Source organism: Streptomyces sp. NPDC048297, from assembly GCF_043201585.1.
GTDB lineage: Bacteria > Actinomycetota > Actinomycetes > Streptomycetales > Streptomycetaceae > Streptomyces.
Window position 1 is genome coordinate 175,184 of record NZ_JBICZA010000017.1, and the last position, 23,782, is coordinate 198,965.

Here is a 23,782-nt window from a genome sequence, read left to right on the forward strand (position 1 = left end):
CGGCGCTCCCTTCCGTGGGGCGTGTTTCCGTATTGCGGAAGTTCGTTTCTGCTTAATGGAAGATTGCCGCCGGGTGTCGCCGCTTGTCAAGGGGGTTGGGCGGCTGGACCTCGCAGGGGTGGCGGCCGGACCTCGCGGGGATGTCCGAAATCCGTGCCGCGCGTTAGGTTGTGCGCGTGCGATTGAGAGTGGAGTTCACGACCGAACCCTTCGACCTCGACGAGGCGCCCGCGCACGCCGTCGTGGCGCGACAGGTCCTTGAGGCCGCCGATCTGGAGGCCGTCGACGTCGGACCGTTCGGCAACACCGCGGAAGGGGGCGCCGACAGCGTGCTCACCGCCGTGGACGCGCTGCTGCGCCAGAGCCTGGAGGCCGGTGCCACCCGGATCTCGCTCCAGCTCAACGTGGTCGGGGAGGGCGATAGGTGATCGGGGAGGAGCCCTTCATCGCGGCCGTGAAGCCACTGGTCGACGCCATGGGCGGGGAGATGCTCCCGCCCGACGAGGCCGGGTCCGAGGACGTCGTCCTCGCCTGGGAGGGCGTCGACGTCGTCGCCGTGCGCCTGCCCCAGCTCGCCGACTCCCTGGACCACATCCTCGCGGCCATGGAGCGCCGGCAGGGCCGGCCGCTGGCCGACCTGGACCGCAGGACCAAGCAGGAGGTCGTCCGGTCGCTGGAGGCGCGCGGCGCCTTCTCCGTGCGGCACGGCGTGGAGACCGTGGCCGGCGCGCTCGGCGTCAGCCGCTTCACGGTCTACAACTACCTCAACCGGGAGAAGGAGGGCTGAAGCCCCCCGGGGGGAGGCGGGGCGGGGGCCCCGGGCGCGGGCGCTGCTTGTTACGCGGATTTTTCAACAAAGTGTTGACGCAGTGTTTCCGAGGGCGTTAGCTATCGGCAGCCCGTTCAGCACGAAGGCCCGACGCGGCCACGGAGGCTCCCGTGACTTCGACTTCCACGCCACCGGGTCTGGCCCGGTTCAACGTTCTGGAGGAGAGCGCGGCCCTCGCCGCACTCCACGAGGCGTGCGCCTCCACCGAGTGGGCCCGGCGACTGTCCGCCGCCCGCCCGTACCCCACCGTAGAGGACCTCTACGCCACCAGCGACGCCGCCATGGCCGAGCTGAGCACCGCGGACCTGGAAGAGGCCATGGCCGGCCACCCGCCGATCGGCCGCCCCAAGCCCGGAGACCCGACCTCCGCGCGGGAGCAGCGCGGCATGGCCGGCGCCTCCGAGGACCTCAGGGCCGAGATGCTCGAACTCAACCTGGCCTACCAGGAGAAGTTCGGCCACGTCTTCCTGATCTGTGCCACCGGCCGGACCGGCGAGCAGATGCGCGACGCGGTCAAGGAGCGGATCGGCAACGCGCCCGAGCGGGAACGCGAGGTCGTCCGCACCGAGCTGGGCAAGATCAACCGCATCCGACTGGCCCGACTCGTCGAAGAGGACGCCTGACACCATGAGCACCAGCACCACCGCCTCCGTGTCCACGCACATCCTGGACACCTCGATCGGCCGCCCCGCCGAGGGCGTCGCCGTCCAGCTCTCCGCCCGCGGCGGGCGCGAGGGGGACTGGCAGGCGCTCGGCGGCTCCGCGACCGACGCCGACGGCCGGTGCAAGGACCTGCCGGCCCTGCCGGAGGGGACCACACACGTACGGCTCGACTTCGCCGTCGAGACGTATTTCCTGAAGTCCGAGAACAAGCAAGCCGATGCGCAGCAGGACGCCCCCGCGAATCGGGACAGCGGTTCCGTGTTCTTCCCCGAGGTGGCGATCACCTTCGCCGTGAAGCCCGGGGAGCACTACCACGTACCGCTGCTGCTCAACCCGTTCGGCTACTCCGTTTACCGAGGGAGCTAGCAGAAACATGCCCACGATCCTGGGACAGAACCAGTACGGCAAGGCAGAGAACCGAGTCGTAAAGATCACGCGGGACGGCGCCACCCACCACATCAAGGACCTCAACGTCTCCATCGCCCTGAGCGGCGACATGGAGGAGGTCCACTACTCCGGCTCCAACGCCAACGTCCTGCCGACCGACACCACCAAGAACACGGTGTACGCGTTCGCCAAGGAGTACGGCATCGAGTCCGCCGAGCAGTTCGGCATCCACCTCGCCCGCCACTTCGTCACCTCGCAGGAGCCGATCAAGACCGCGCGGATCCGGATCGAGGAGTACGCCTGGGAGCGCATCGAGTCCTCCGACGCCAACTCGAAGTTCATCGGCGCGGACGACGTCAAGCACTCCTTCGTCCGCAAGGGCCAGGAGACCCGCCTCACCCAGATCACCTACGACGGTGAGAAGTGGGAGGTCATCTCCGGTCTGAAGGACCTGGTCGTGATGAACTCGACCAACTCCGAGTTCTGGGGCTACGTCAAGGACAAGTACACGACCCTCCAGGAGGCGTACGACCGCATCCTGGCCACCCAGGTCGCCAGCCGCTGGCGGTTCAACTGGACCGACGACGAGCAGAAGATGCCCCACTGGGAGAAGTCCTACGAGCAGGTCAGGAAGCACATGCTCCAGGCCTTCGCCGAGACGTACTCCCTCTCGCTGCAGCAGACGCTGTACCAGATGGGTTCGCGGATCATCAACAACCGCGGTGAGATCGACGAGATCCGCTTCTCCCTGCCGAACAAGCACCACTTCCTGGTCGACCTGGAACCCTTCGGGCTCAAGAACGACAATGAGGTCTACTTCGCCGCCGACCGGCCCTACGGCCTGATCGAGGCGACCATCCTGCGGGACGGCTGCGAGCCGAAGATCCCGCTGGACCTCACCAACCTCTGATCCTTTCCCTCTCTCGGCACCCGTGACCGGGGAGCGCGTTGCTCCGGGTCCCCGGTCACGGCACTCAAAACTTCTAGGGTCCTGCCGTGCCCTCCCACTTCAGTCCGCTGAGCGAAAAGGACGAATCATGGCAGCAGCCCAGCGCATCGTCATCGAGAACTGCGCGATCGCGACCGTCGACGCCGACGACACCGAGTACGCCTCCGGGTACCTCGTCATCGCCGGCAACCGCATCGAGGCGGTCGGGGCGGGCACGGCACCCGAAGGCCTGGAGAACGTCGTACGCCGTATCGACGCCTCCGGGCATCTCGTGACCCCCGGTCTGGTCAACACCCACCACCACTTCTACCAGTGGATCACCCGGGGCCTGGCCACGGACCACAACCTCTTCGACTGGCTGGTCGCGCTCTACCCCACCTGGGCGCGCATCGACGAGCAGATGGCCTACTCCGCGGCCCAGGGCTCGCTCGCCATGATGGCCCGCGGCGGCGTCACCACCGCCATGGACCACCACTACGTCCACCCCCGCGGCTCCGGCGACCTGTCCGGCGCGATCATCCGCGCCGCCCGGGAAATGGGCGTCCGCTTCACCCTGGCCCGCGGCTCCATGGACCGCAGCGAGAAGGACGGCGGACTGCCCCCGGACTTCGCCGTCGAGACCCTCGAAGGCGCCCTCACCGCCACCGAGGCCACCGTCAGGGAACACCACGACGCCTCCTTCGACGCCATGACGCAGGTCGCCGTCGCCCCCTGCTCGCCCTTCTCCGTCTCCACCGAACTCCTGCGCCAGGGCGCCGAGCTGGCCCGCCGGCTCGGGGTACGCCTGCACACCCACGGCTCGGAGACGGTGGAGGAGGAGAAGTTCTGCCACGAACTGTTCGGCATGGGCCCCACCGACTACTTCGAGTCCACGGGCTGGCTCGGCGAGGACGTGTGGATGGCGCACTGCGTCCACATGAACGACTCCGACATCGCCGCCTTCGGCCGCACGAAGACCGGCGTCGCGCACTGCCCGTCCTCCAACGCCCGCCTCGCGGCCGGCATCGCCCGGGTCCCCGACATGCTGAAGGCGGGCGTCCCGGTCGGCCTCGGCGTCGACGGCACCGCCTCCAACGAGTCCGGCGAACTCCACACCGAACTGCGCAACGCCCTGCTGATCAACCGCCTCGGCGCCCACCGCGAGGCCGCGCTGAACGCCCGTCAGGCACTGCGCCTCGGAACCTACGGCGGAGCCCAGGTGCTGGGCCGCGCCGCCGAGACCGGCTCCCTGGAGGCGGGCAAGCTGGCCGACCTGGTGCTGTGGAAGCTGGACACCCTCGCACACGCCTCCATCGCCGACCCGGTGACCGCACTGGTCTTCGGTGCGGCGGCCCCGGTCACCGCCTCCTTCGTCGACGGACGCCAGATCGTCGAGAACGGCCGTCTGCTGACCGTCGACGAGGACGCCATCGCCCGCTCCACGCGGGACGAGGCACAGCGCCTGGCACGGATCGCCGCCCAGGCCTGAGCCGCCCCTTCGACTCCGGCCGGGAGGGACGGCTCCCGGCCGGCAGCCATGGACCTTGCTCGGGTCCATGGCGGCCGTCCCCGGGGCGCGCGTGAGCGCGCGCGCTCCGGAACGGTCACCGTCCCGCGACCCCCACGGGTCTCACCGGTCCCTCCCCCACTCTCGACTTCGCTCGAGCGGGAGGTACCCCCATGTCCGCCGCGCACCACCTCCCTGACACCCACGTCCGAGACGACGTGTCTAACCGACCGGAGGAGCCGCCGTGTCCGCCAACCCCGTCGACGGGCCCCACCCCGTTGCAGAGAAGGCCGTCCACCCCGTGGACGAGAAACTCCCCGCACTGAAGATGGCGACCAGCGGCCTGCAGCACGTCGCCGCCATGTACGCCGGAGTCGTCGCCCCGCCCCTTATCGTCGGCGCGGCCGCAGGCCTGTCCGGCACCGAACTCACCTTCCTCACCGGCGCCTGCCTGTTCACCGCGGGCCTTGCCACGTTCCTGCAGACCCTCGGCATCTGGAAGATCGGTGCCCGGCTGCCCTTCGTCAACGGCGTCACCTTCGCCGGTGTCGCGCCGATGACGGCGATCGTCGCCTCCACGCACGACAAGTCCGACGCGCTGCCGATCATCTTCGGCGCGGTCATCGTCGCCGGTCTCCTCGGCTTCCTCGCGGCCCCCGTCTTCTGCAAGGCGGTCCGCTTCTTCCCGCCCGTCGTCACCGGCACAGTCATCACGCTGATCGGCGTCTCCCTGCTCCCGGTCGCCTTCAACTGGGCCCAGGGCCCCAACCCGGCCGCGCACGACTACGGTTCGCCCACCAACCTCACCCTGGCCGGCCTCACCCTGCTGATCGTCCTGCTGCTGCGCCGCTTCACCCGCGGCTTCGTCAAGCAGATCGCGGTGCTGCTCGGCCTGGTCGCCGGCACCCTGATAGCGATCCCGTTCGGCGTCACCGACTTCGGCCCGGTGGCGACGGCTGACCTGGTCGGCTTCCCGACCCCGTTCCACTTCGGCGCCCCGCAGTTCCACATCGCGGCGATCCTGTCGATGTGCGTGGTGATGGTGGTCTCCATGACCGAGTCCACGGCGGACATGCTGGCGCTGGGCGAGATCGTGGAACGCCCCGCGGACGAGAAGACCATCGCCGCGGGCCTGCGCGCCGACACCCTCGGCTCGGCGATCAGCCCGCTCTTCAACGGCTTCATGTGCAGCGCCTTCGCGCAGAACATCGGCCTGGTCGCGATGACCCGCATCCGCAGCCGCTTCGTGGTCGCGGCCGGCGGCGGCTTCCTGGTCCTGATGGGTCTGTGCCCGGTCGCCGCCTCGCTCATCGCCGTCGTCCCGCGTCCCGTCCTCGGCGGCGCCGGCGTCGTCCTGTTCGGATCGGTCGCCGCGAGCGGCATCCAGACCCTGGTGCGGGCCGGCCTGGAGAAGGACAACAACGTCCTGATCGTGGCCGTCTCCCTCGCGGTCGGCATCATCCCGATCACGGCCCCGGAGTTCTACCACGCCTTCCCGGAGACCGCGAAGATCGTCCTGGACTCCGGCATCTCCGTGGGCTGTGTCATGGCCGTCCTGCTCAACCTGGTCTTCAACCACCTGGGCAAGGGCCGCGACGCGGAGGACGTCACGCATCCCATGGAAGCGGGCGAGGAGCTGGCCCCGGCCCACTGACCCCTGGCCCACTGATCCCTGTTCGCGGTGGGCTGAGCGTCGTCCGCGCTCGGGGTACGGCGATCGCCGTACCCCGCGCGCGGACGAGGGCGTGAGGGCGGACACCCGTGCCGGGCAGGGGGTTCAGACGCGACGCGGTGAGGCCAAGAGGTAGCGCACCCGGGTCCGCGGCTCGGTGTAGGCCCCGGCCTGCCAGCCCGCCCGCTCCAGCGTGGCCGCGCAGGCGTCCAGGGTGCGCGCGTCCGGCGCGTACACGGCGACCGCCTCCGGCTGCGGGGTCGCCCGCACCCGGTAGCCGGCTCCGTCCGGGCCCTCGGGCCGGTGCCCCGCGGCCTCCAGCGCGAGCGCGGCGGCCCGCACCAGATGCGCGCGCTCCCAGCCGCAGGGCCGGTCCACGGCGCCGTCCGGGTTGGTCATCCGGCGCAGCTCCAGCAGCCCCTGCCAGGCACTGTGCACCTCGCGCCGGCGCGCGGGACCGGACGGGGGCGCCTGCTCCTCCCCGCCGACGCGCGCCGCGAACACCGCGGCCGACGCGGTGGTCTCCTCGCGGACCTCGGGTGCCGCCTCCCGTATCCGATGCCCTGCCGGGGTGAGGAAGTGGGCGTGCGGCGGGCGTGGGTGCCGGAACGCGAGCCCATGTCTCACCAGCGCCGCGAGCTGCGCCTCCGTGCCCCGCAGCCGACCGGTGACCGGATCCGCGGCATCGATCACCCGCCGCTGCGCGGCGGTCGGCGGTCGGGTCACGACGTACTCCCTGCGATGCGTCGAGGTGACGGAACCGCCAGGTGGCGGCCGTATTCGAAGAGTACGACCGGGGTCTGACAACGCCGTCCCGGCAGGTGAGCCGGTGGTGCGGGGTGGTGCGGGGGCGCGCGTGGTGGTGCGGGGTGGCCGTCCGCCGCCGCCCGGACCGGGAGGGTCAGCAGGAGTCCGAGGAGGGCTCCTGTGCGCTGGGTTCCCCCCAGGACGACTCCGTTCCAGCGCCCGGCGAAGCCGCCGGACGTACGGTTTCCTACTGGCGGTATCCGCTCAGGAACCGCCCGATCCGGCCGATCGCCGCCTCCAGATCCTCCGCGTGCGGGAGGGTGAGGATGCGGAAGTGGTCCGGGGCAGGCCAGTTGAAGCCGGTGCCCTGGACGACTTGGATCTTCTCACGGAGCAGCAGGTCGAGGACGAATTTCTCGTCGTCGTGGATCTTGTGCACCTTGGGGTCGAGGCGCGGGAAGGCGTACAGCGCGCCCTTGGGCCGGACGCAGGAGACGCCCGGGATCTCGTTCAGCTTCTCCCAGGCCACGTTCCGCTGCTCGTACAACCGGCCGCCCGGCGCGGTGAGTTCGCGGATGGACTGACGGCCGCCGAGCGCGGCCTGGATGGCGTACTGGGCGGGGGCGTTGGCGCACAGCCGCATGGAGGCCAGCATGGTCAGGCCCTCCAGGTAGTCCTTCGCGTGCTGCTTGGGGCCGCTCACCACCAGCCAGCCGGAGCGGAAGCCCGCCACCCGGTACGTCTTCGACAGGCCGCAGAAGGTGAGGACGACGAGGTCGGGGGCGAGGGCGGCGGCGCAGTGGTGGACGGCGTCGTCGTACAGGATCTGGTCGTAGATCTCGTCGGCGAACACCATCAGGCCGTGCCGGCGGGCCAGGTCGAGGATGCCCTCCACGACCTCCTTCGGATACACCGAGCCCGTCGGGTTGTTGGGGTTGATGATGACCACGGCCTTGGTGCGGTCGGTGATCTTCGACGCCATGTCGGCCAGGTCCGGGTTCCAGTCGGCCTGTTCGTCGCACAGGTAATGCACCGCCTGGCCGCCGGCCAGGGTGGTCACCGCCGTCCAGAGCGGGAAGTCCGGGGCGGGGATGAGGATTTCGTCCCCGTCCTCGATCAGTGCCTGGACGGCCATGGAGACCAGTTCCGAGACGCCGTTGCCGAGGAAGACGTCGTCGACGCCGACCTCCAGGCCCAGGGACTGGTAGCGCTGGGCGACCGCCCGGCGGGCGGAGAGGATGCCGCGCGAGTCCGTGTAGCCGTGCGCCCGTGGCAGCATCCGGATCATGTCCTGGAGGATCTCTTCCGGTGCCTCGAAGCCGAAGAACGCGGGGTTGCCGGTGTTCAGGCGCAGCACGCTGTGGCCCGCCTCCTCCAGCGCGTCGGCGTGCTCGATCACCGGGCCGCGGATCTCGTAACAGACCTCGCTGAGCTTGTTCGACTGCCGGAACTCCATGCGCCCCTCCAGGAACTCGTGTTGCTTGGTTTTACCAAGTGTGAGCTTGGAAAGTCCAACAACATGTCTAGACTGCGTCGCATGCCACCTCGCCGACGCTACGACCAGTACTGCTCCGCGGCCCGCGCCCTCGACCTCGTCGGGGACCGCTGGACCCTGCTGATCGTCCGGGAACTGCTGGCCGGCCCCCGCCGCTACACCGACCTGCACGCGGACCTGCCCGGGGTGAGCACCGACGTCCTGGCCTCACGGCTGAAGGACATGGAACGGGACGCCCTCACCACCCGGCGCCGGCTGCCCCCGCCGGGCGCGGCGAACGTGTACGAACTCACCGAGCGCGGACGCGCGTTGCTGCCGGTGCTGCAGGCGCTGGGGGAGTGGGGGCAGCCCGAACTGGGCGAGCGGCGGCCCACCGACGCCGTGCGCGCGCACTGGTTCGCGCTGCCGCTGCTGCGCGGCCTGGACGGTGAGGGGGTGGTGGAAGTCCGGCTGGAGGAAGGCGAGTTCCACCTGCGCGTCGGCGCCGAGGACGGGCCGGTGTACGGCGACGGACCCGCGCCCGGCGCCGCCGACGCACGCCTGGAACTGGACGCGGCGACCTGCGAGGCCGTGGCCCGCGGCGAGTTGAGGCTGACGGACGCCGTCCGGTCCGGGCGCGCCACCGTGACCGGGGACGGCACGCTCGCCAAGGCGCTGCGGGAGGCGTGAGAACGGACCGGCCGGCTCGGGTGAGCGAGCCGGCCGGGCGGGGGGCCGGCGGGTGGGTGTCGGCCGGGTGGGTGCCGGGCGCGGTGGGTGTCGGCCGGGTGGGTGCCGGGCGCGGTGGGCGTCGGGCGGGTGTGGGCCGGCCGGCCAGGTGTCGGGCGGGTGGGTGTCGGCCGGTCCGGTGTCCGGCGGGTGGGTGTCGGCCGGTCGGGTGTCGTGCGGGTGGGGGTCGGCCGAGCGGGTGTTGGGTGGGCGGGAGCCGAGTGGGGGAAAGACGGAAGGCCCGCCGTGAGGCGGGCGGGTTTGGGCCGGGTGGGTGTGGGCCGGGTGGGTTTCGGGCTCGGCCGGGTGGGAGTGGAGCGGGTGGGTTTCGGGCTCGGCCGGGCGGGAGTGGAGCGGGTGGGAAAGACGGAAGGCCCGCCGTGGGGCGGGCCTTCACTCACTCATGTCGGATCACATCGTGGGCGGCACCCGGGACGGGCGGCCCGAGCCGCGTGTCAGTGCGTATCCGCCGATGCCCGCGAGCGCGGCCAGGACACCGCCGAGCGCGGTCCACACCCAGCGGTCGGACCACCAGCCGGAGGCCCACCCGTCGTCCGGCTCGATGCTCGACAGCACCGCGGACTTCGTGCCGTCCTGCTCCGCCGCGGGCTTGACGGCGATTCCGGGGACGAGCGGCTGGGACAGCGAGCCGTCCACCGCGGCCGAGCCGCCGATGTCCTTGGAGCCGACACGCACCTCGGTGCTCACCGGCATGCCGAGGTCGGAGGAGTTCAGGTTCACGACCGTCAGCCGGACGTAGTACGTGCCCGGCAGCGGGTCGTTCGCCCACGGCTCCGACCAGGCCCGAACCGTGCGCAGCACACAGGTCAGTTCGGCCGAGGGCGCGTCCTGCGCGGCCGTGCGCGTCGCCGCGCCGTACTGGCAGGCCTGGCGGCGGCGCAGACCGTCGTACACGTCGATCTGCCAGGTCTGGGCGGCATGCGTCTGCGGCAGCTTCACGGACGCCTCGACCGTGGGGCGCTGCCCGGAGTCCGCCGGGAACGACCAGTACAGGTAGTCACCGGTGGAGCCGGACGCGGTGGCCCGCTGCCCCTGCTCGATCTCCGTCGCCGTACGGAACGAGGTGCCCGCCCGGGTGGGCGCCGAGCCGTCGGCCGAGGCGCTCGGCGACGGCGAGGAGTCGGCGGCGGCGAGCCCGGCAGCCGGTCCGGTGGCCACTCCCGCGGCAAGCCCGAGCGTCAGCAGGGCGCTGCTCAACACACGTGTCACACGCATCAGTTCGTCCTCCAGACCGCGACCCGCCAACGAGACAGCCAGCCCCACAGCAGACCGGCGACGAAGCCGGTCAGCACGAGCGCGCCCAGCAGCCACCAGCCGCGCCCGAGGCCGAACGCGGCCACGTCGCCGGCCTTGTTCGGACCGTCCACGACGTCGACCGTCAGCTCGACGGGCAGACCCGGCGTGCTCTTCACGCCCGTGGCCGCCGAGAAGGAGTTGGTGACCTGCAGGCACACCGTCTCCGGGGTCGCGGTGTCGTCGTCGCTCTCGGGCCTCGGGTAGCGCAGGCCCGTGGACAGGACGTCCGTACGGCCGGTGCCCGCCGCCTCGCCGCGCACGATCTCCCGGCCGTGCACGGTCACCGCCCGCAGCAGCACCCCGTAGTCCGGGGCGACCGCCCGGTCGTCCGCGACGCTCACCGAGGCGCGCAGCTCCTGGCCGGGCTTGACGTCCACCTTGTACCAGCGCTGCTGCCCGAACTCCTCACGGTCGGTGTACAGACCGGACGTGAGGGCAGGCGCGCTCGCGCACTGGTCGGTGCCCTCGGTGGCCACCGGAGTCACCACCGGGTCGGCCGCCCGGTCCACCAACTCCCCGACGCGGTCCGACAGTTCCTCCTTGTGCCGCACATCGGTGTACGTGCCGCCGGTCGCGTCCGCGATGCAGCTGAGCTGGTCGCGGGTCTTGGCGTTCGGCACCAGGCCCAGGGTGTCGATGGTCAGCCCGATGCCCTTGGCGGCTATCTCGCGGGCCACCTCGCACGGGTCGAGCGGCTGGCAGGTGTCCTCGCCGTCACTGATCAGCACGATCCGGCGGGTGCCGTCGCCGCCCTCCAGGTCCCCGGCCGCCTTCTGCAGCGCGGGTCCGATCGGCGTCCAGCCCGTCGGTGCCAGCGTGGCCACCGCGGTCTTCGCGTCGGTCCGGTCCAGTGGCCCGACCGGGTAGAGCTGGGCGGTGTCCGTGCAGCCCGTCTTACGGTCGTTTCCACGGTAGTTGGCGCCCAGGGTGCGGATACCGAGCTGGACCTCCTCGGGTGTCGCGTCGAGCACCTCGTTGAACGCCTGCTTCGCGGCGGCCATCCGGGAGCCGCCGTCGATGTCACGGGTCCGCATGGAACCGCTGACGTCCAGCACGAGTTCGACCTTCGGAGCGGGCCGCGCCGTCTCGTCGGCGGCGGCTCCGCCGGGAAACGCGATCCCGGCCGCCAGGGCGGCGAGCAGAGCACATACGCCTGCCGCCAGCCGTTGTCTTCTGATCATCGGCGGATCCTATTGATCAGATGCGCCCGGCTCCAAAACGAGCGGGTTGGGCAGGGCGGTCCACTGGTCGCCGGGAGTCTCCGGGGACAGGCGCATCAGCGTCAACGCCTTGGCCGGCAGGGGGCCTTCACGCAGCGCCACCAGATCCGCGGTACCGGGCAGATCGGGCAGCGCGGCCCGCAGCGCGGCGCCCAGCGCGGGCCCCGACCCCGCCACCCCCGCGAGCGCGCCCGCCACCAGGGAGCCGAACAGCTTGCGGCGCAGGGCCGTCTCGTCGTCCGTGATCAGACGGCCGGTCAGATCGGGCGGCGTGATGCCGTGACGGGCCAGGCGGGCGGGGCTGATCCGGATGTCGGCCAGGTCCCGATAGACGAGGCGCAGCGGGGTGTCGTCGGGCCCGAGGACGACGAGGAGGTTCTGGCCGTGGGCCTCCAGCGCGACCCCCAGGTCCAGCAGGCGCAGGCCGGCCGTGAGGGCGAGCCGGGTGAAGGCGGCCAGCCAGGCGGGGTCGCCGGGCAGCGGGGTGGTGGCGAGGGCGGCCACCGGCAGGACGCGTTCGCCGGGACGCGCGTACGCCTCGGGCGACTCCCGCAACAGCGCCGCCAGGTCGGGGGATTGGGCGCTCGCCGCGCCCAGGGTGCGGGTCACGTGCAGCAGACCGTCCGAGCGCGCGGCCAGTTCCGTGCCGAGCGCGGACAGCGCCGCCGACGCGGCCACGGAGTACGTGGAGATGTCCCGCACCGACGAGGTCAGCCGGGCGCTCAGCGCGGTCTTCACATGCGGGCCGCCGGGCAGCGCGAGGGTACGCAGCGACATCAGCGGATGCGCCGGGCGCCAGGGGTCGTACGACCGCTTGAGCACGTGGGCCGCCTGCCAGGGGTGCACCGGCAGCAACACGGCGTCCCCGTCCCGCAGTTCTTCCGGCCACTCGCCCGACACCAGGCACTCCGCCGCCGGCACCGCCACCGTGCCCAGCTCCACCACCGGCCGGTGCTCCGGTCCGTACGCCAGCTGGTCCGCGACGGAGAAACCCGGTCGGGTACGGCAGTTGGGATGGAACGGATGCCCGTCCACCACCCGCTGCTCCCACTCCCAGTCCCGCACGGGCTCCTCGCCTGCGGGCTCCGCGTCGGCCCGGGACAGCGCCAGCGAGGCGACGCTGTGCGCCAGTTCGACGGCGAAGGCCGCCGCGTGCGGTACCGCGAGGTCGCTCATCAGCCGCGCCGGGTCGTCGTAGCGCTCCCGGTCCAGATGGACGGCGGTGACACGGTCGCCGGTCGCGTACGGATCGGCGACCGGCCCGTGCAGCGTCCGGCCGCTCTCGAGGCGCAGGGCGAGCCGGTGCGCCCCCGGGGAACGGCCGGTGATCCACGGCAGCGGCTCGTGCGCGAGCGCCCGCCACAGCCGGGTCAGCACCGCCGCGCGGGCACCCGGCAGCTCGGCCGTGTACCGGGCGAGCAGCCCCGGCCGTACGGAGGCCAGCTCCTCGGCGACCTCGGCCTCGGCGGTGGGGGAGTGGGACACGTTCGGCTCCTCGGGGGCGGGTGACTCGGGGCACGATTGTCGGATACGCCAGACATACTGATCGTGAGGCCCCCCGCCCCGGACGCCGTACCGGCATCACGAAGAACGAGATCACGCACAACGGCATCAGGCACAACGGCATCACGCACAACGACATCACGAAGATCGCCCCGACGCAGAACGCCCCGTAGTAGATCGCCCCGGAGTAGATCGCGCCGACGCAGAACGCCATCACGCAGAACACCCCGACGAAGAACGAATGGATCGAGTGGACCTCAAGCCCCCCACCGACGCCGTCGATCGTGCCGCCGACGCGTACGCGGCCGCGCCGCTGCTCAACTGCCTGCTGCGCGAGGTGGCCAGGCCGCTCCCGGACGACGCCGGGGCCGGGGACCGGCCCGTCCACCGGCTGCCCGGCACCGGGCGGCTGCTGCGGGTGCGCCCCGGCCGGCGGCCCGCCGACCCCGAGGTGTACGCGAACGGCGCCTGGCACCGCATCGGCCACACCGAACTGGTCAAACTGGTCGCCGAGGAACTGCGCCGGCTCACCGGGCTGCCGGGCGGCGATCTGCCCGCCGAGATGATCGACAGCCGGGACGCCGTCGCCGCCCTGCTCACCGCCCGGCACCGGGCCGCCCCGCCCGAGGACCCGTACCTGCGCTCGGAGCAGTCCCTGATCACCGGCCACCCCTACCACCCGGCGCCCAAGGCCCGCGGCGGCGGACCGGTCACGGCCTGGCTGCCCTACGCCCCCGAGGCGCACGCCCGCTTCCCCCTGGTGCTGCTCGGCGTCCGCGAGGACCTCGTCGTCGAAGAGGGCGACACCCGCGCCCTCGACGCCCTCGGCACGGCCCCGCCCGGCTACCGGCTGCTGCCCGCCCACCCCTGGCAGCTCGACCTCCTCGCCCGCGACCTCGCCCCCGCCTTCGCCGACCGGCGCCTGCTGCGGCTCGGCACCACGGACTTCGCCGCCTGGCCGACGGCGGCGATCCGCACGCTGTACGCGCCCGAGCGCGACCTCTTCCTGAAGTTCAGCCTCGACGTCCGCATCACCAACGACATCCGCCGGCTGTGGCGCCACGACCTGCTGGACCTCCGGCGCACCGACACGGCCGCCACCCAGGCCTTCACGGCCATGGGGCCGCCCGCCGCCTGGCTGTCCGACCGCGGCTACCGCACCGCGGCCTTCGCCTTCGAGGAACTCGCCGTCCTCGTCCGCGACGGACTGCGCGACCACCTCCTGCCCGGCGCCACCCCGCTGCTCGCCGCCGCACTGGCGGAGGGCTTCGAGGGCAATCCGCTGCCCACCGCGGCCGATCCGCACGCCTGGTGGGAGGCCTACCTGCGCCAGGTCGTCCCGCCCGCCCTCACGGCGTTCGCCGACCACGGTGTCGTCCTGGAGGCGCACCTGCAGAACACCCTGGTCGCCGTCGACGCCGGCGGCACGCCCGTACAGGCGCTGTTCCGCGACGCCGAGGGCACGAAACTGCTGCCCGAGGTCTCCCGCGCGGCCGGCTGGGAGCGGCTGGTGTACTGCCTGGTCGTCAACCACCTCAGCGAGATCGCCGCCGCCCTCGCCGAACACCACCCCGGCCTCGACCCCTGGCCCGCCGCCCGCCGCGAACTCGCCCGCCACGACCTGCCCGAGATCCCCGCGCTGCTCGCCTCGCCCACCCTGCCCGGCAAGACCAACCTGCTGCTGCGCTGGACGGCGGCGGACGGCGCCGCCGCCCGCTACCTGCCCCTGCCGAACCCGCTGGCCACCGGCTGAACCTCCCCGGGGGTGAGCGCGCGTGCCCGGCGGGATTCCGGGGTGAGCGCGGGCACCCCCCTCCAGGATTCCGGGCCAGTGATGTCCTACCTCGGCCTCCGTGCGTGATTCTGCGCTAAAAGCGGTCTATGCAATCACCAATACGCAAGAGAGGGACGGTGATCGGAACGCTGCTGGGGCTCTTCGGGCTCCTCGCGGTCCTCTCGGGCCCCGGCGGCGCACAGGCGGCCGAGCCGACCGGGACGACGGTCGGCGACGTCACCGCCTTCTCCGCCGGCCCCGGCGGCTCCGTCTACCATCTGACGGCCGGGAAGGCCGAGGCCCGGATCAGCTTCGTCACCCCGGACACCTTCCGCCTCGAACTCGCCCCCGACGGGACGTTCACCGACCCCACGGGCGACGACATCGTGCTCCCGCAGGGCAAGCCGCCCACGACACACTGGAGGGACAAGGGCGACCGGTACGAACTGAGTACGTCGAAGGTCACGCTCCAGGCGTACAAGAGCCCGCTCCGCTTCGCCCTCCACCGCGCCGACGGCAGCCTCGTGTGGGCCGAGACCAAGGGCCTGACCTGGACCGCGGACACCACCACGCAGAGCCTGGCGCGCGGCGCGGACGAGCAGTTCTACGGCGCCGGGATGCAGAACGGCCGCGGCAGCACCTCGCACCGGGACAAGACCGTCCAGGTGAGCGTCGACTACGACTGGAACGACGGCGGGCACCCCAACTCCGTGCCGTTCTACCTCTCCACGGCCGGCTACGGCGTCTTCCGCAACACGTACGCCCCCAACACCTACACCTTCGGCGAGCCCGTCACGGCCGCCGCCCGCGAACAGCGCTTCGACGCCTACTACTTCACCGGCCCCGCCGGGGACGCCAAGGACGTCATCGGGCAGTACACCTCGCTCACCGGCAAGCCCTTCATGCCACCCGTCTACGGCCTCGAAGCGGGCGACGCCGACTGCTACCTGCACAACGCCAACCGCGGTGAACGACACACCCTCGACGCCGTGTCGGTCGCCGGCCAGTACGTCGCGCACGACATGCCGCTCGGCTGGATGCTCGTCAACGACGGCTACGGCTGCGGTTACGAGAACCTCGCCGACACCGCCCAGGGCCTGCGGGGCGACAAGGCGCAGCTCGGCCTGTGGACCGAGAACGGCATCGGGAAGGTCGCCGACCAGGTGAAGGCGGGCCAGCGCGTCGCCAAGCTGGACGTGGCCTGGGTCGGCGCCGGCTACAAGTTCGCACTGGACGGCTGCAAGGACGCCTACCAGGGCATCGAGGACAACAGCGACGCACGCGGCTTCACCTGGGCCCCCGAGAGCTGGTCCGGCGCACAGCGCTGCGGCGTGCAGTGGTCGGGCGACCAGAGCGGCAGCTGGGACTACATCCGCTGGCAGATCCCCACGTACGCGGGAGCGACGATGTCCGGCCTCGCCTACACCACGGGCGACATCGACGGCATCTTCGGCGGCAGCCCCAAGACGTACACACGCGACCTGCAGTGGAAGTCCTTCCTGCCGGTGACCATGTCCATGGACGGCTGGGCCGCCAGCGACAAGCAGCCCTTCCGGTACGGCGAGCCGTACACCTCGATCAACCGCACGTACCTCAAGCTCCACGAGTCGCTGCTGCCGTACCTGTACTCGTACGCCCACGAGGCCACCCAGACGGGTGTGGGCGCCGTACGGCCGCTCGCGCTCGAGTACCCGGACGATCCGAAGGCGGCGACGGACGCGGCGAGGTACGAGTTCCTGACCGGCGAGGACTTCCTCGTCGCGCCGGTCTACCAGGACACCTCCGTCCGCGACGGGATCTACCTGCCCAAGGGCACCTGGATCGACTACTGGAGCGGACGGACCTACCAGGGCCCGGCGACGATCGACGGGTACAGCGCACCGCTGGACACCCTGCCGCTGTTCGTCAGGGCGGGCGCGGCCGTGCCCATGTGGCCCGGCATCCGCTCCTACCAGGACCGCACCGCCGACTCGCCGCTCGCGTGGGACATCTACCCGCAGGGCACCTCGTCGTTCACCCTGTACGAGGACGACGGCGTGACGCGGCAGCACCGCACCGGCGAGTACAGCACCCAGCGCGCCGAGGTCACCGCACCGCGGCGGGGCGACGGTGACGTGCGCGTGCGCATCGGAGCGAGCCGGGGGCAGTTCGACGGCAAGCAGAGCGCACGGCCGTACGCGTTCACCGTGCACACCGGCGACGAGCCGGGCCGCGTCGATCTCGACGGGCGCGCCCTGCCGGAGTTCGCGGACAAGGACGCGTACGGCAAGGCCGCGCGGGGCTGGTTCTACGACCGCGACGACCGTGGCGGCGTCGTGCTGGTGAAGGACCGGCACCCGGTCGACGGCCGAGCCCTTCGAACTGGAACTGGGCGGCACCAGCGCGGTCGGCGGCGCCCCGCCCGGCGCCCCCGCCGTCGTGACCGCCCCCGCGGACCCGGAGCTCGGCGCGGGCGTCCCCGGCACGGTGAGCGTGGACGTCACCGCCGGCACGAAGGACGCCACAGGGGTGCGGGTCGGCCTCGACGCGCCCGCCGGCTGGCAGGTCACCGCACCGGCCCCGATCGGCAGCATCCCGGCCGGCACCACCCGCCGCGTCGACCTCACCGTCATCCCGGACAAGGACACGAGCCCCGGCGAGGCGACCCTCACCGCCACCGCCCGCTACCGGGCCGCCGGTCGCGAGCGCACCTCCACCCAGAGGTTCGCGGTCGCCGTGATGCCGCAGCCGCCGACCGCGGACACCTGGGCGAGCGACCTGGTGTGGCTGAAGTCGGCGAACGGCTGGGGGCCGCCCGAACGCGACCGCAGCAACGGCGAGTCCGGCGCCCACGACGGCCACCCCCTCACCCTCGCCGGGACGACGTACGACAAGGGCATCGGCGTACACGCCGACTCCGACATCGAGGTCTATCCCGGCGGGCGCTGCACCCGGTTCACCGCCGACGTCGGTATCGACGACGAGATCAACGGATACGGCGAAGTCGCCTTCTCCGTCGAGGCGGACGGCAAGGTGCTGTGGACCTCGCCCAAGGTGACCGGTGCCTCGGCCACCGTCCCGGTCGACGTCGACGTCACCGGGGCCCGGCACGTCCACCTCCGGGTCACGGACACCAACAACTCCAAGACCGGGGACCACGGCGACTGGGCCGCCGCCCGGTTCACCTGCGGCTGACGCCGTAGCGGAACACCGGCGGAACACCAGCGGGGCGGTGCGCCGCCGGCACTGTGCTGCCGGCGGCGCACCGCCCTCGTCTCCGTGCGAACGGGCTCAGTAGGCGTAGACCGATGTCGCCTTGATCTGCCTGTCCGTGCCCCATGTCGGGCACAAGGAGGTGCCGGACCTGTCGTACCGGGTGCCGTGCGCGACGATCCGCCAGCCCGGGTAGGCGACGAAGCCGCCGCCCTTCTTGTACAGACCGCCGTTGCCGCCCCTGGTGTAGCCCACCAGCAGGTAGTGGTACCCGGCCGCGGAACGCAGGTACACGCACCCGTCGGCCTGCTGGTAGGTGCCGTAGAACGTTCCTGTCCGGGACGCGGCCGCTGTCGCGGTGGGCACCTTCTGGACGGGGACGGCGGCTGCCGGCACCGCGGCACCGGCCATGAGGGCCAACGTGGCCGCGGCCAGGGCCGCTGTCTTCCTCTTGATCATGTTCCGTTCCCTGTCTTCTCCGGGTCAGCTGGTGCTGTCCCGCCTCCAGCTGCTGCAGTTGTCCCCGAAAGGCAGGCTCACGCAGACGCGGTACTTGATGGTCTGGCCGCCGGTGAAGCTGCGGTTGAAGTCCGAGTAGTGGTGGCAGCCCTGGGAGTTGCTCAGCTTCTGCATGCGCGCGCCGGCCCGCTGGTACTGGGCGTAGACCGAGTGGCCGTCGCAGAGGGTGTCGGACACCCTGAAGTCGTCGGTGCTGCTCCAGTAGGTGACGCGGGCCGCCTCCCTGCCCATGGAGTACGCCGAGGTCTTGCCGGATGCGGACGCCGAGCCGATCTGGAGGATCCCGAGGACGCCGATGGACGTCACGGCGACGGCCGCGCGAGAGAGGTTGCGGATGGACATGGTGGTGCTCCTTCGGTCTGCATGCGGGTGTGTGCCGAATCCCCACCGCACCCTCCGTGGCTGCGGTGGCCGGACGGCGACGTTCTGGTCAGGCGGTGGGGCCGACGATCCTGTCGGTGCGAGCGAGCGTGATGCGTTCTGCGCAGGTCAGCGCCACTGCGGATCGCACTTGCCGTCGGTGGTGCACGCTTTCACGCCGATCCAGCTGATCCGGCGGTCCGGCCCCGCACCGTAATCGACCTTGTGACCGGGCTTGCAGGCGCGGTCACTGGTGTAAGTGCCCCCGCCGCCGCTGGAGAAGACGACCTTGATCTTCGCGTAGGCGCAGCGCTGATCCGAGGCCTTGTCCCAGACGGTCCCCTGGATCCTGCCGTCGTAGACCTGTCCCGCGCTGTTCTCCTTCCACGAGATCCGGCCGGAGGTGTAGGCCCGCCCGCCGGGGCTGGTGCTACGGAACACGCGGCTGTGCGACTCGGCCGTCACGGCCGCCGCCGTATGTCCCAGTCGGGCATCGCGTGCCGTGTCCGGCACCGCCGTACCGGCGAAGGCGGGTGCCGCTTCCACGGCGAGTGGGGTTCCCGCGCCCATCGCGAGTACGGCCGTCACCGCGACAGCGCTGGTGCGTACTTTCATCGGTTCTCTCCCCCGTGAACGGTTCGGTGTGCGCGCGGCTCGCGCCGCGGCCGAGGTGGGTGTGCCGCGAAGGTGGTCGGCCTCGCGGCCTGGTGTGCACGATCCAGCGTTCCGTCAGGGCACCGGTCGCGTCATGAGCGAGCAGCGCAATCGACTTGGCGCAGGGCGCACTTCTCTCAGCCACCGTCCACCGGTGACGATCGTGTACGGGGCCGGTGGACGGGCAGCCTTGTCGCATCGGCGCCATCAGGAGGCACCAGGTACGCCATCAGGCGGCACCGCTTATGCCATCAGGCGGCACCACCCATGGGGGCGTCATGCTGACCACCATGTTCCCGGGAGCCCGAGGGGTGCTGCTGCAGTTCCCCGGCGCCTTCTGCCCCTGCCGGACAAGGCCGTGGCGCCGCTGTGCGGAACAGCTCTCCCGGGACGATCGGGCGTCGGGCAGCTCCTGAGCCGGCTACTGACCGGCCTCACCGACGCGCACGCCGAGCTCACTTCCGGCGACGACGCCGGCAGCAGCGCCTCGCCCGCTGCCGACGGGACCTGGCCGACCCTGCGCAGCACACCGTCCCCATCGGCGCCATCGGAATGCGCTGGGGATACCCGCGATCATCCGATTTCACCCGCGCCTTCCGCGCCGCCACAGGCACGACGCCCAGCGAGTACCGCGCCGCCGGCCGGGCAGGCCGGTGACCGGGCTCCGTCGTGCGGATGCTTCGACCGCGGGCTCGGGCACCCCCTCTCCGGCTGTCACGCCTGGTTACTATGCTCACTTCATGCCGAAGGCCGGAAGCAAGGGTCGCACCGCCCTCGACGGGCGTTTCCCCCGGAATGCGGCCCCTCGGATGTGACCGTGAAATGTAAGGTGGACGCGTGACGGAACCTTCGAAGATGCTGAGGGAGGTCACCGCCACCCGCTACCTGGAGCCCCTGCACTCCGGAGGCTCCGTGCCCGCCATCGTCGAGGCCGACGACCTCGGCACGTACGTCGTGAAGTTCACCGGCTCGGCCCAGGGGCACAAGGCGCTGGTCGCCGAGGTCATCGTGGGTGAACTCGCCCGCGCGCTCGGCCTGCGCTTTCCCGAACTGGTCCTGGTCCACTTCGACCCGGCCATCGCCGAGGGGGAGCCGCACCAGGAGGTGCGGGACCTGCACGACGCCAGCGCGGGCGTCAACCTCGGCATGGACTACCTGCCGGGAGCGAAGGACTTCACGCCCGAGATCGCGAAGGTCTTTCCCGTGGATCCCGTGGAGGCGGGCAGGATCGTCTGGCTCGACGCCCTGACCGCCAATGTGGACCGTACGGTCCACAGCTCCAACCTCATGGTCTGGCCGACCCTCGGCACCGTGCCCCCGCGCCTGTGGCTCATCGACCACGGCGCCGCCCTCGTCTTCCACCACCGCTGGGACACCACGACCCCCGGCAAGAAGTACGACTTCCGCCACCACGCCCTCGGCCACCACGCCCCCGACGTCCGGGCCGCCGACGCCGAGCTGGCACCCCGGGTCACCGAGGAACTGCTGCGGTCCGTCGTCGCCGGGGTGCCGGACGCCTGGCTGGCCGAGGACGCCGGTTTCGCCACGCCCGACGACGTCCGCGCCGCCTACACCGACTACCTCCTCGCGCGGGTACGGCTGTCGCGGGAGTGGCTGCCCACCGACTTCCCGAGCCGCGAGGAACTCGCGGCCGAGGAGGCCGCCCGCGCGGCGAGGACCCAGGCCGGCCGCCCGGCCTGGCTGAAAAGCGTCCCCGACCTGCACGGCAGGCCCGCGGCGGAACAGGACTGGTCGACGCACCTGGGCTGAACGCGGAACGTGGTGGCGGTCCGCGCCTCCGGTACGCCGGCCCCCCGGTACGCCGGCCCCCCGGTACGCCGGCCCTCCGGTACGCCGGCCCTCCGGTACGCCGGCCCTCCGGTACGCCGGCCCTCCGGTACGCCGGCCCTCCGGTACGCCGGCCCTCCGATACGCCGGCCCTCCGATACGCCGGCCCTCCGGTACGTCTGGCCTTCGGTATGCCGCGCCTCCGGTACGCCGGGTCTCTGGCGCGCCAGGCCGGTATGTCTGCCCTTTCGCGCAGGGGGCTGCTTCCGGTCATGGCTGGAATATGGCCATGATGCTTCGCTCGTTCCACGTGCGATCAGCTGTGGAGGGCGTGATGACGAGTACCGCCGGACGAGATGGCTCCGACAGAGGCAAGACCGTGCTCGTGGCCGCGCCGAGCGGCTTCTGCGCCGGTGTGGAGCGAGCCGTCACCACGGTCGAGCGGGCACTCGCACTGTACGGCGCGCCCGTGTACGTCCGTGGCCAGATCGTCCACAACCGCGTGGTGGTCGACCAACTGCGGCGTCAGGGAGCCGTGTTCGTGAGCGAGGTCGACGAGGTGCCCGAAGGGGCCGTCGTCATCCTGTCCGCCCATGGCGTGGCGCCACGGGTCCGGGCCGCAGCGGACAGCCGTGGACTGCTGACGATCGACGCCACATGTCCGCTGGTGTCGAAGGTCCACCGCGAGGCGCGGCGGTTCGCCTCGGAGGGCTACGACGTCCTGCTCATCGGCGAGCCCGGACACGACGAGGTGGTGGGAACCGTCGGTGTCGCGCCCGAACGCACCACCGTCGTCGCGGGGTTGGACGGCGTGGACGCCGTTCAGGTGGCGGATCCGGACCGCGTCGCGTGGCTCGCGCAGACCACGCTGACCGTCGACGAGACGACCCGTGTCGCGGCGGCGCTTCGCGAGCGGTTCCCGCGGCTCGTGGATCCGCCGAGCGACGACATCTGCTACGCGGCGCAGAACCGGCAGGCCGCGACGCAGCGGGTGGCCGCGGCGAGCGATCTCGTCCTGGTGGTCGGATCCGCGAACTCGCACAACTCGACCCGGCTCGTCCAGGTCGCCCTGGCCGCCGGCACTCCCGCGTACCTGGTCGAGGGCCCGGACGACGTCAGGCCCGAGTGGCTTGAGGGCGACCCCGAGGTCGTCGGACTGACGGCGGGGGCCTCGGCGCCCCGCCTGTCCACGGACGCGGTTCTCGCGATGCTCGCCGAGCGGGGCTACGGCGAGGTCCGCACGGTCGAGGTGGCCCGCGAGAACCAGGTCTTCACGCTGCCCCGCGAGCTGGATCAGCCCCGGCCCCGGTCTCCCAGGGCCACGTCCACGAGTTCCGCGATCGCTCCGATCGTGGGATCGGCGAGTACGTCCTCCAGCTTGAGCGACACGCCGAACTCCTTGCGGACGGTGGCGAGGAAGCGCACAGCCGCCAGTGAATTGCCGCCCAGTTCGAAGAAGTTGTCGTGACCGTGCGGGGCTGAGACTCCCAGGACGTCGCCGACGATCCTGATGATCACGGCCAACGTCGTTCCGTCACCGCCTGCTTCCGTGCCGCCGGGTTCTCCACTGCCCGGCCGGCGGCGGACAGAGCGGTGATCGTCCGCGCGCTGCCGGACCCGGGGGACCTCCGGCTCATCGGGGAGGTCGCCCAGAAGGTGCCGCACGTCGATCTCGGAGAGGCGTGTCTCCGGTACGGCGGCCATCGTGCGAAGAACCTCGCGGTACGCCGCCAGCATCCCGAGTACCTGGCTCTCGCCGAAGAGCGCGGTGTCGTACTTCCAGACCACGTCCAGCCCTGAGAGCGCGTCGAGCGGGCTGGGGTGCACCGCCGTATCGGACCGCGGTATGTGAAGGAGCGCACCTTCGTAGCGGCTGATGTGCCCCGGTGACGCGTAGCTCGGGAAGACCGTCACACTGAGGTCGAACTTGGTGGTTCCGTTGTTCATGCCGTCGATGACCGTGATGTCGAAGGGCACGGAGTCGAGCGACTTCGGCTGTGACTCATGGAAGTTGAAGGCCGCCTGGACCAAGGGGTTGATCCCGGGGGTCCTGGGCACCTCAAGACCGGCGATCACCTCCTCCAGGGGAAGTTCCTGATGGTCGTAGGCGGACAGACAGGTGCCCCGGACACGACGCACCGTCTCGGCCAGGGTCGGATCGTCCCCCAGATCACCCCGGATCACCACCGTGTTGATGAACATCCCCAGCAGGTCCTGGGTGTTCTGCCAGGTACGGCACGCCGCACCCGTCGCCACCAGCAGATCCCGCGCACCGCTCATCCGGTGCAGGACGACGAGATACGCGGACAGGGTGATCATGTAGAGGGTCGCACCGTGGCGTCGGCCGAAGTCCTCCAGTTCCCGGGCCAGTTCCCGGTCGACGCGCAGCCGCGGTGCCGCGCCCGGGGGCCCCCCCCCCCGGGGGCCCCCCCCCGGGGGGGGGGCGCGGGGGGGCCCCCCCCCCCCCCAACACCCCCCCCCCCCCCCCCAAAAAAACCCCAAAAGGCCCGTTTTAACCC

20 protein-coding genes and 2 pseudogenes are annotated in these 23,782 nt (G+C 71.6%); 13 read left to right on the plus strand and 9 right to left on the minus strand.

What is annotated here, in order from left to right:
* The first annotated feature begins 176 nt into the window (after positions 1 to 176).
* From ACGFYV_RS20595 to ACGFYV_RS20625, 7 genes are all read left to right on the plus strand, one after another.
* A complete protein-coding gene (locus ACGFYV_RS20595; RefSeq protein WP_393879835.1) occupies positions 177 to 428 on the plus strand; it encodes a hypothetical protein in 252 nt (83 codons plus the stop codon).
* A gap of 47 nt (positions 429 to 475) precedes the next feature.
* Entirely contained in the window at positions 476 to 787 is a 312-nt protein-coding gene (locus ACGFYV_RS20600; RefSeq protein ID WP_393879857.1) for a helix-turn-helix domain-containing protein, read from the plus strand.
* Between the two features lie 152 nt (positions 788 to 939).
* Positions 940 to 1,452 carry a 2-oxo-4-hydroxy-4-carboxy-5-ureidoimidazoline decarboxylase gene (gene uraD, locus ACGFYV_RS20605; protein WP_393879836.1) on the plus strand — a complete coding sequence of 171 codons (513 nt, stop codon included), beginning with the start codon at positions 940 to 942 and terminating at the stop codon, positions 1,450 to 1,452.
* 4 nt (positions 1,453 to 1,456) lie between these two features.
* Positions 1,457 to 1,858, plus strand: coding sequence for a hydroxyisourate hydrolase (uraH, locus tag ACGFYV_RS20610; protein WP_393879837.1), 402 nt, complete (start codon positions 1,457 to 1,459; stop codon positions 1,856 to 1,858).
* A 7-nt stretch (positions 1,859 to 1,865) separates the two neighbouring features.
* The gene (gene pucL, locus ACGFYV_RS20615; protein ID WP_393879838.1) at positions 1,866 to 2,789 is read left to right on the plus strand and encodes a factor-independent urate hydroxylase; all 924 of its coding nucleotides are present in this window, start codon (positions 1,866 to 1,868) and stop codon (positions 2,787 to 2,789) included.
* Positions 2,790 to 2,916: 127 nt separating this feature from the next.
* Positions 2,917 to 4,296 (plus strand): 8-oxoguanine deaminase, encoded by a 1,380-nt coding sequence (locus ACGFYV_RS20620; RefSeq protein WP_393879839.1) that lies wholly within the window; start codon positions 2,917 to 2,919, stop codon positions 4,294 to 4,296.
* Positions 4,297 to 4,642: 346 nt separating this feature from the next.
* Positions 4,643 to 5,968, plus strand: coding sequence for a nucleobase:cation symporter-2 family protein (locus tag ACGFYV_RS20625; RefSeq protein ID WP_393879858.1), 1,326 nt, complete (start codon positions 4,643 to 4,645; stop codon positions 5,966 to 5,968).
* Between the two features lie 123 nt (positions 5,969 to 6,091).
* Here the strand turns inward: ACGFYV_RS20625 and ACGFYV_RS20630 are convergent, their stop codons facing one another.
* Positions 6,092 to 6,712: a hypothetical protein gene (locus ACGFYV_RS20630; RefSeq protein ID WP_393879840.1), complete on the minus strand. Its 621-nt coding sequence runs from the start codon at positions 6,710 to 6,712 to the stop codon at positions 6,092 to 6,094.
* A 268-nt stretch (positions 6,713 to 6,980) separates the two neighbouring features.
* A complete protein-coding gene (locus ACGFYV_RS20635; RefSeq protein ID WP_393879841.1) occupies positions 6,981 to 8,189 on the minus strand; it encodes a pyridoxal phosphate-dependent aminotransferase in 1,209 nt (402 codons plus the stop codon).
* Positions 8,190 to 8,270: 81 nt separating this feature from the next.
* Between ACGFYV_RS20635 and ACGFYV_RS20640 the strand changes: the two genes are divergently transcribed.
* The gene (locus ACGFYV_RS20640; protein ID WP_393879842.1) at positions 8,271 to 8,897 is read left to right on the plus strand and encodes a winged helix-turn-helix transcriptional regulator; all 627 of its coding nucleotides are present in this window, start codon (positions 8,271 to 8,273) and stop codon (positions 8,895 to 8,897) included.
* A gap of 450 nt (positions 8,898 to 9,347) precedes the next feature.
* On the opposite strand, the gene ACGFYV_RS20645 is transcribed toward ACGFYV_RS20640, so the two are convergent.
* The 3 genes from ACGFYV_RS20645 to ACGFYV_RS20655 are packed head-to-tail and all read right to left on the minus strand — an operon-like array spanning position 9,348 to position 12,958.
* Positions 9,348 to 10,172: a hypothetical protein gene (locus tag ACGFYV_RS20645; RefSeq protein WP_393879843.1), complete on the minus strand. Its 825-nt coding sequence runs from the start codon at positions 10,170 to 10,172 to the stop codon at positions 9,348 to 9,350.
* On the minus strand, positions 10,172 to 11,434 hold the full coding sequence (locus ACGFYV_RS20650; protein WP_393879844.1) for a VWA domain-containing protein: 1,263 nt from the start codon (positions 11,432 to 11,434) through the stop codon (positions 10,172 to 10,174). Before ACGFYV_RS20650 ends, ACGFYV_RS20645 begins: the two co-directional genes overlap by 1 nt.
* Positions 11,435 to 11,443: 9 nt before the next feature.
* Positions 11,444 to 12,958, minus strand: coding sequence for an IucA/IucC family protein (locus ACGFYV_RS20655; RefSeq protein WP_393879845.1), 1,515 nt, complete (start codon positions 12,956 to 12,958; stop codon positions 11,444 to 11,446).
* A 259-nt stretch (positions 12,959 to 13,217) separates the two neighbouring features.
* On the opposite strand from ACGFYV_RS20655, the gene ACGFYV_RS20660 reads away from it, so the two are divergent.
* Positions 13,218 to 14,729 (plus strand): IucA/IucC family protein, encoded by a 1,512-nt coding sequence (locus ACGFYV_RS20660; protein WP_393879846.1) that lies wholly within the window; start codon positions 13,218 to 13,220, stop codon positions 14,727 to 14,729.
* A gap of 128 nt (positions 14,730 to 14,857) precedes the next feature.
* Positions 14,858 to 17,924, plus strand: a pseudogene (locus ACGFYV_RS20665) (NPCBM/NEW2 domain-containing protein).
* 96 nt (positions 17,925 to 18,020) lie between these two features.
* On the opposite strand, the gene ACGFYV_RS20670 reads toward ACGFYV_RS20665, so the two are convergent.
* From ACGFYV_RS20670 to ACGFYV_RS20680, 3 genes are all read right to left on the minus strand, one after another.
* A complete protein-coding gene (locus ACGFYV_RS20670; RefSeq protein ID WP_393879847.1) occupies positions 18,021 to 18,401 on the minus strand; it encodes a hypothetical protein in 381 nt (126 codons plus the stop codon).
* 24 nt (positions 18,402 to 18,425) lie between these two features.
* Positions 18,426 to 18,803: a hypothetical protein gene (locus ACGFYV_RS20675; RefSeq protein ID WP_393879848.1), complete on the minus strand. Its 378-nt coding sequence runs from the start codon at positions 18,801 to 18,803 to the stop codon at positions 18,426 to 18,428.
* 147 nt (positions 18,804 to 18,950) lie between these two features.
* Positions 18,951 to 19,436 carry a hypothetical protein gene (locus ACGFYV_RS20680; RefSeq protein ID WP_393879849.1) on the minus strand — a complete coding sequence of 162 codons (486 nt, stop codon included), beginning with the start codon at positions 19,434 to 19,436 and terminating at the stop codon, positions 18,951 to 18,953.
* A gap of 408 nt (positions 19,437 to 19,844) precedes the next feature.
* Here ACGFYV_RS20680 and ACGFYV_RS20685 point away from each other — a divergent pair, with 408 nt between their 5' ends.
* From ACGFYV_RS20685 to ispH, 3 genes are all read left to right on the plus strand, one after another.
* Entirely contained in the window at positions 19,845 to 20,132 is a 288-nt protein-coding gene (locus ACGFYV_RS20685) for a helix-turn-helix domain-containing protein (protein WP_393879850.1), read from the plus strand.
* A 198-nt stretch (positions 20,133 to 20,330) separates the two neighbouring features.
* The gene (locus ACGFYV_RS20690) at positions 20,331 to 21,245 is read left to right on the plus strand and encodes a HipA family kinase (RefSeq protein WP_393879859.1); all 915 of its coding nucleotides are present in this window, start codon (positions 20,331 to 20,333) and stop codon (positions 21,243 to 21,245) included.
* 352 nt (positions 21,246 to 21,597) lie between these two features.
* A complete protein-coding gene (ispH, locus tag ACGFYV_RS20695) occupies positions 21,598 to 22,731 on the plus strand; it encodes a 4-hydroxy-3-methylbut-2-enyl diphosphate reductase (RefSeq protein WP_393879851.1) in 1,134 nt (377 codons plus the stop codon).
* On the opposite strand, the pseudogene ACGFYV_RS20700 reads toward ispH, so the two are convergent.
* A pseudogene (locus tag ACGFYV_RS20700) lies at positions 22,650 to 23,765 on the minus strand (condensation domain-containing protein); the annotation flags it as partial. The gene ispH and the pseudogene ACGFYV_RS20700 sit on opposite strands and share 82 nt — an antisense overlap.
* Positions 23,766 to 23,782 lie beyond the last annotated feature (17 nt).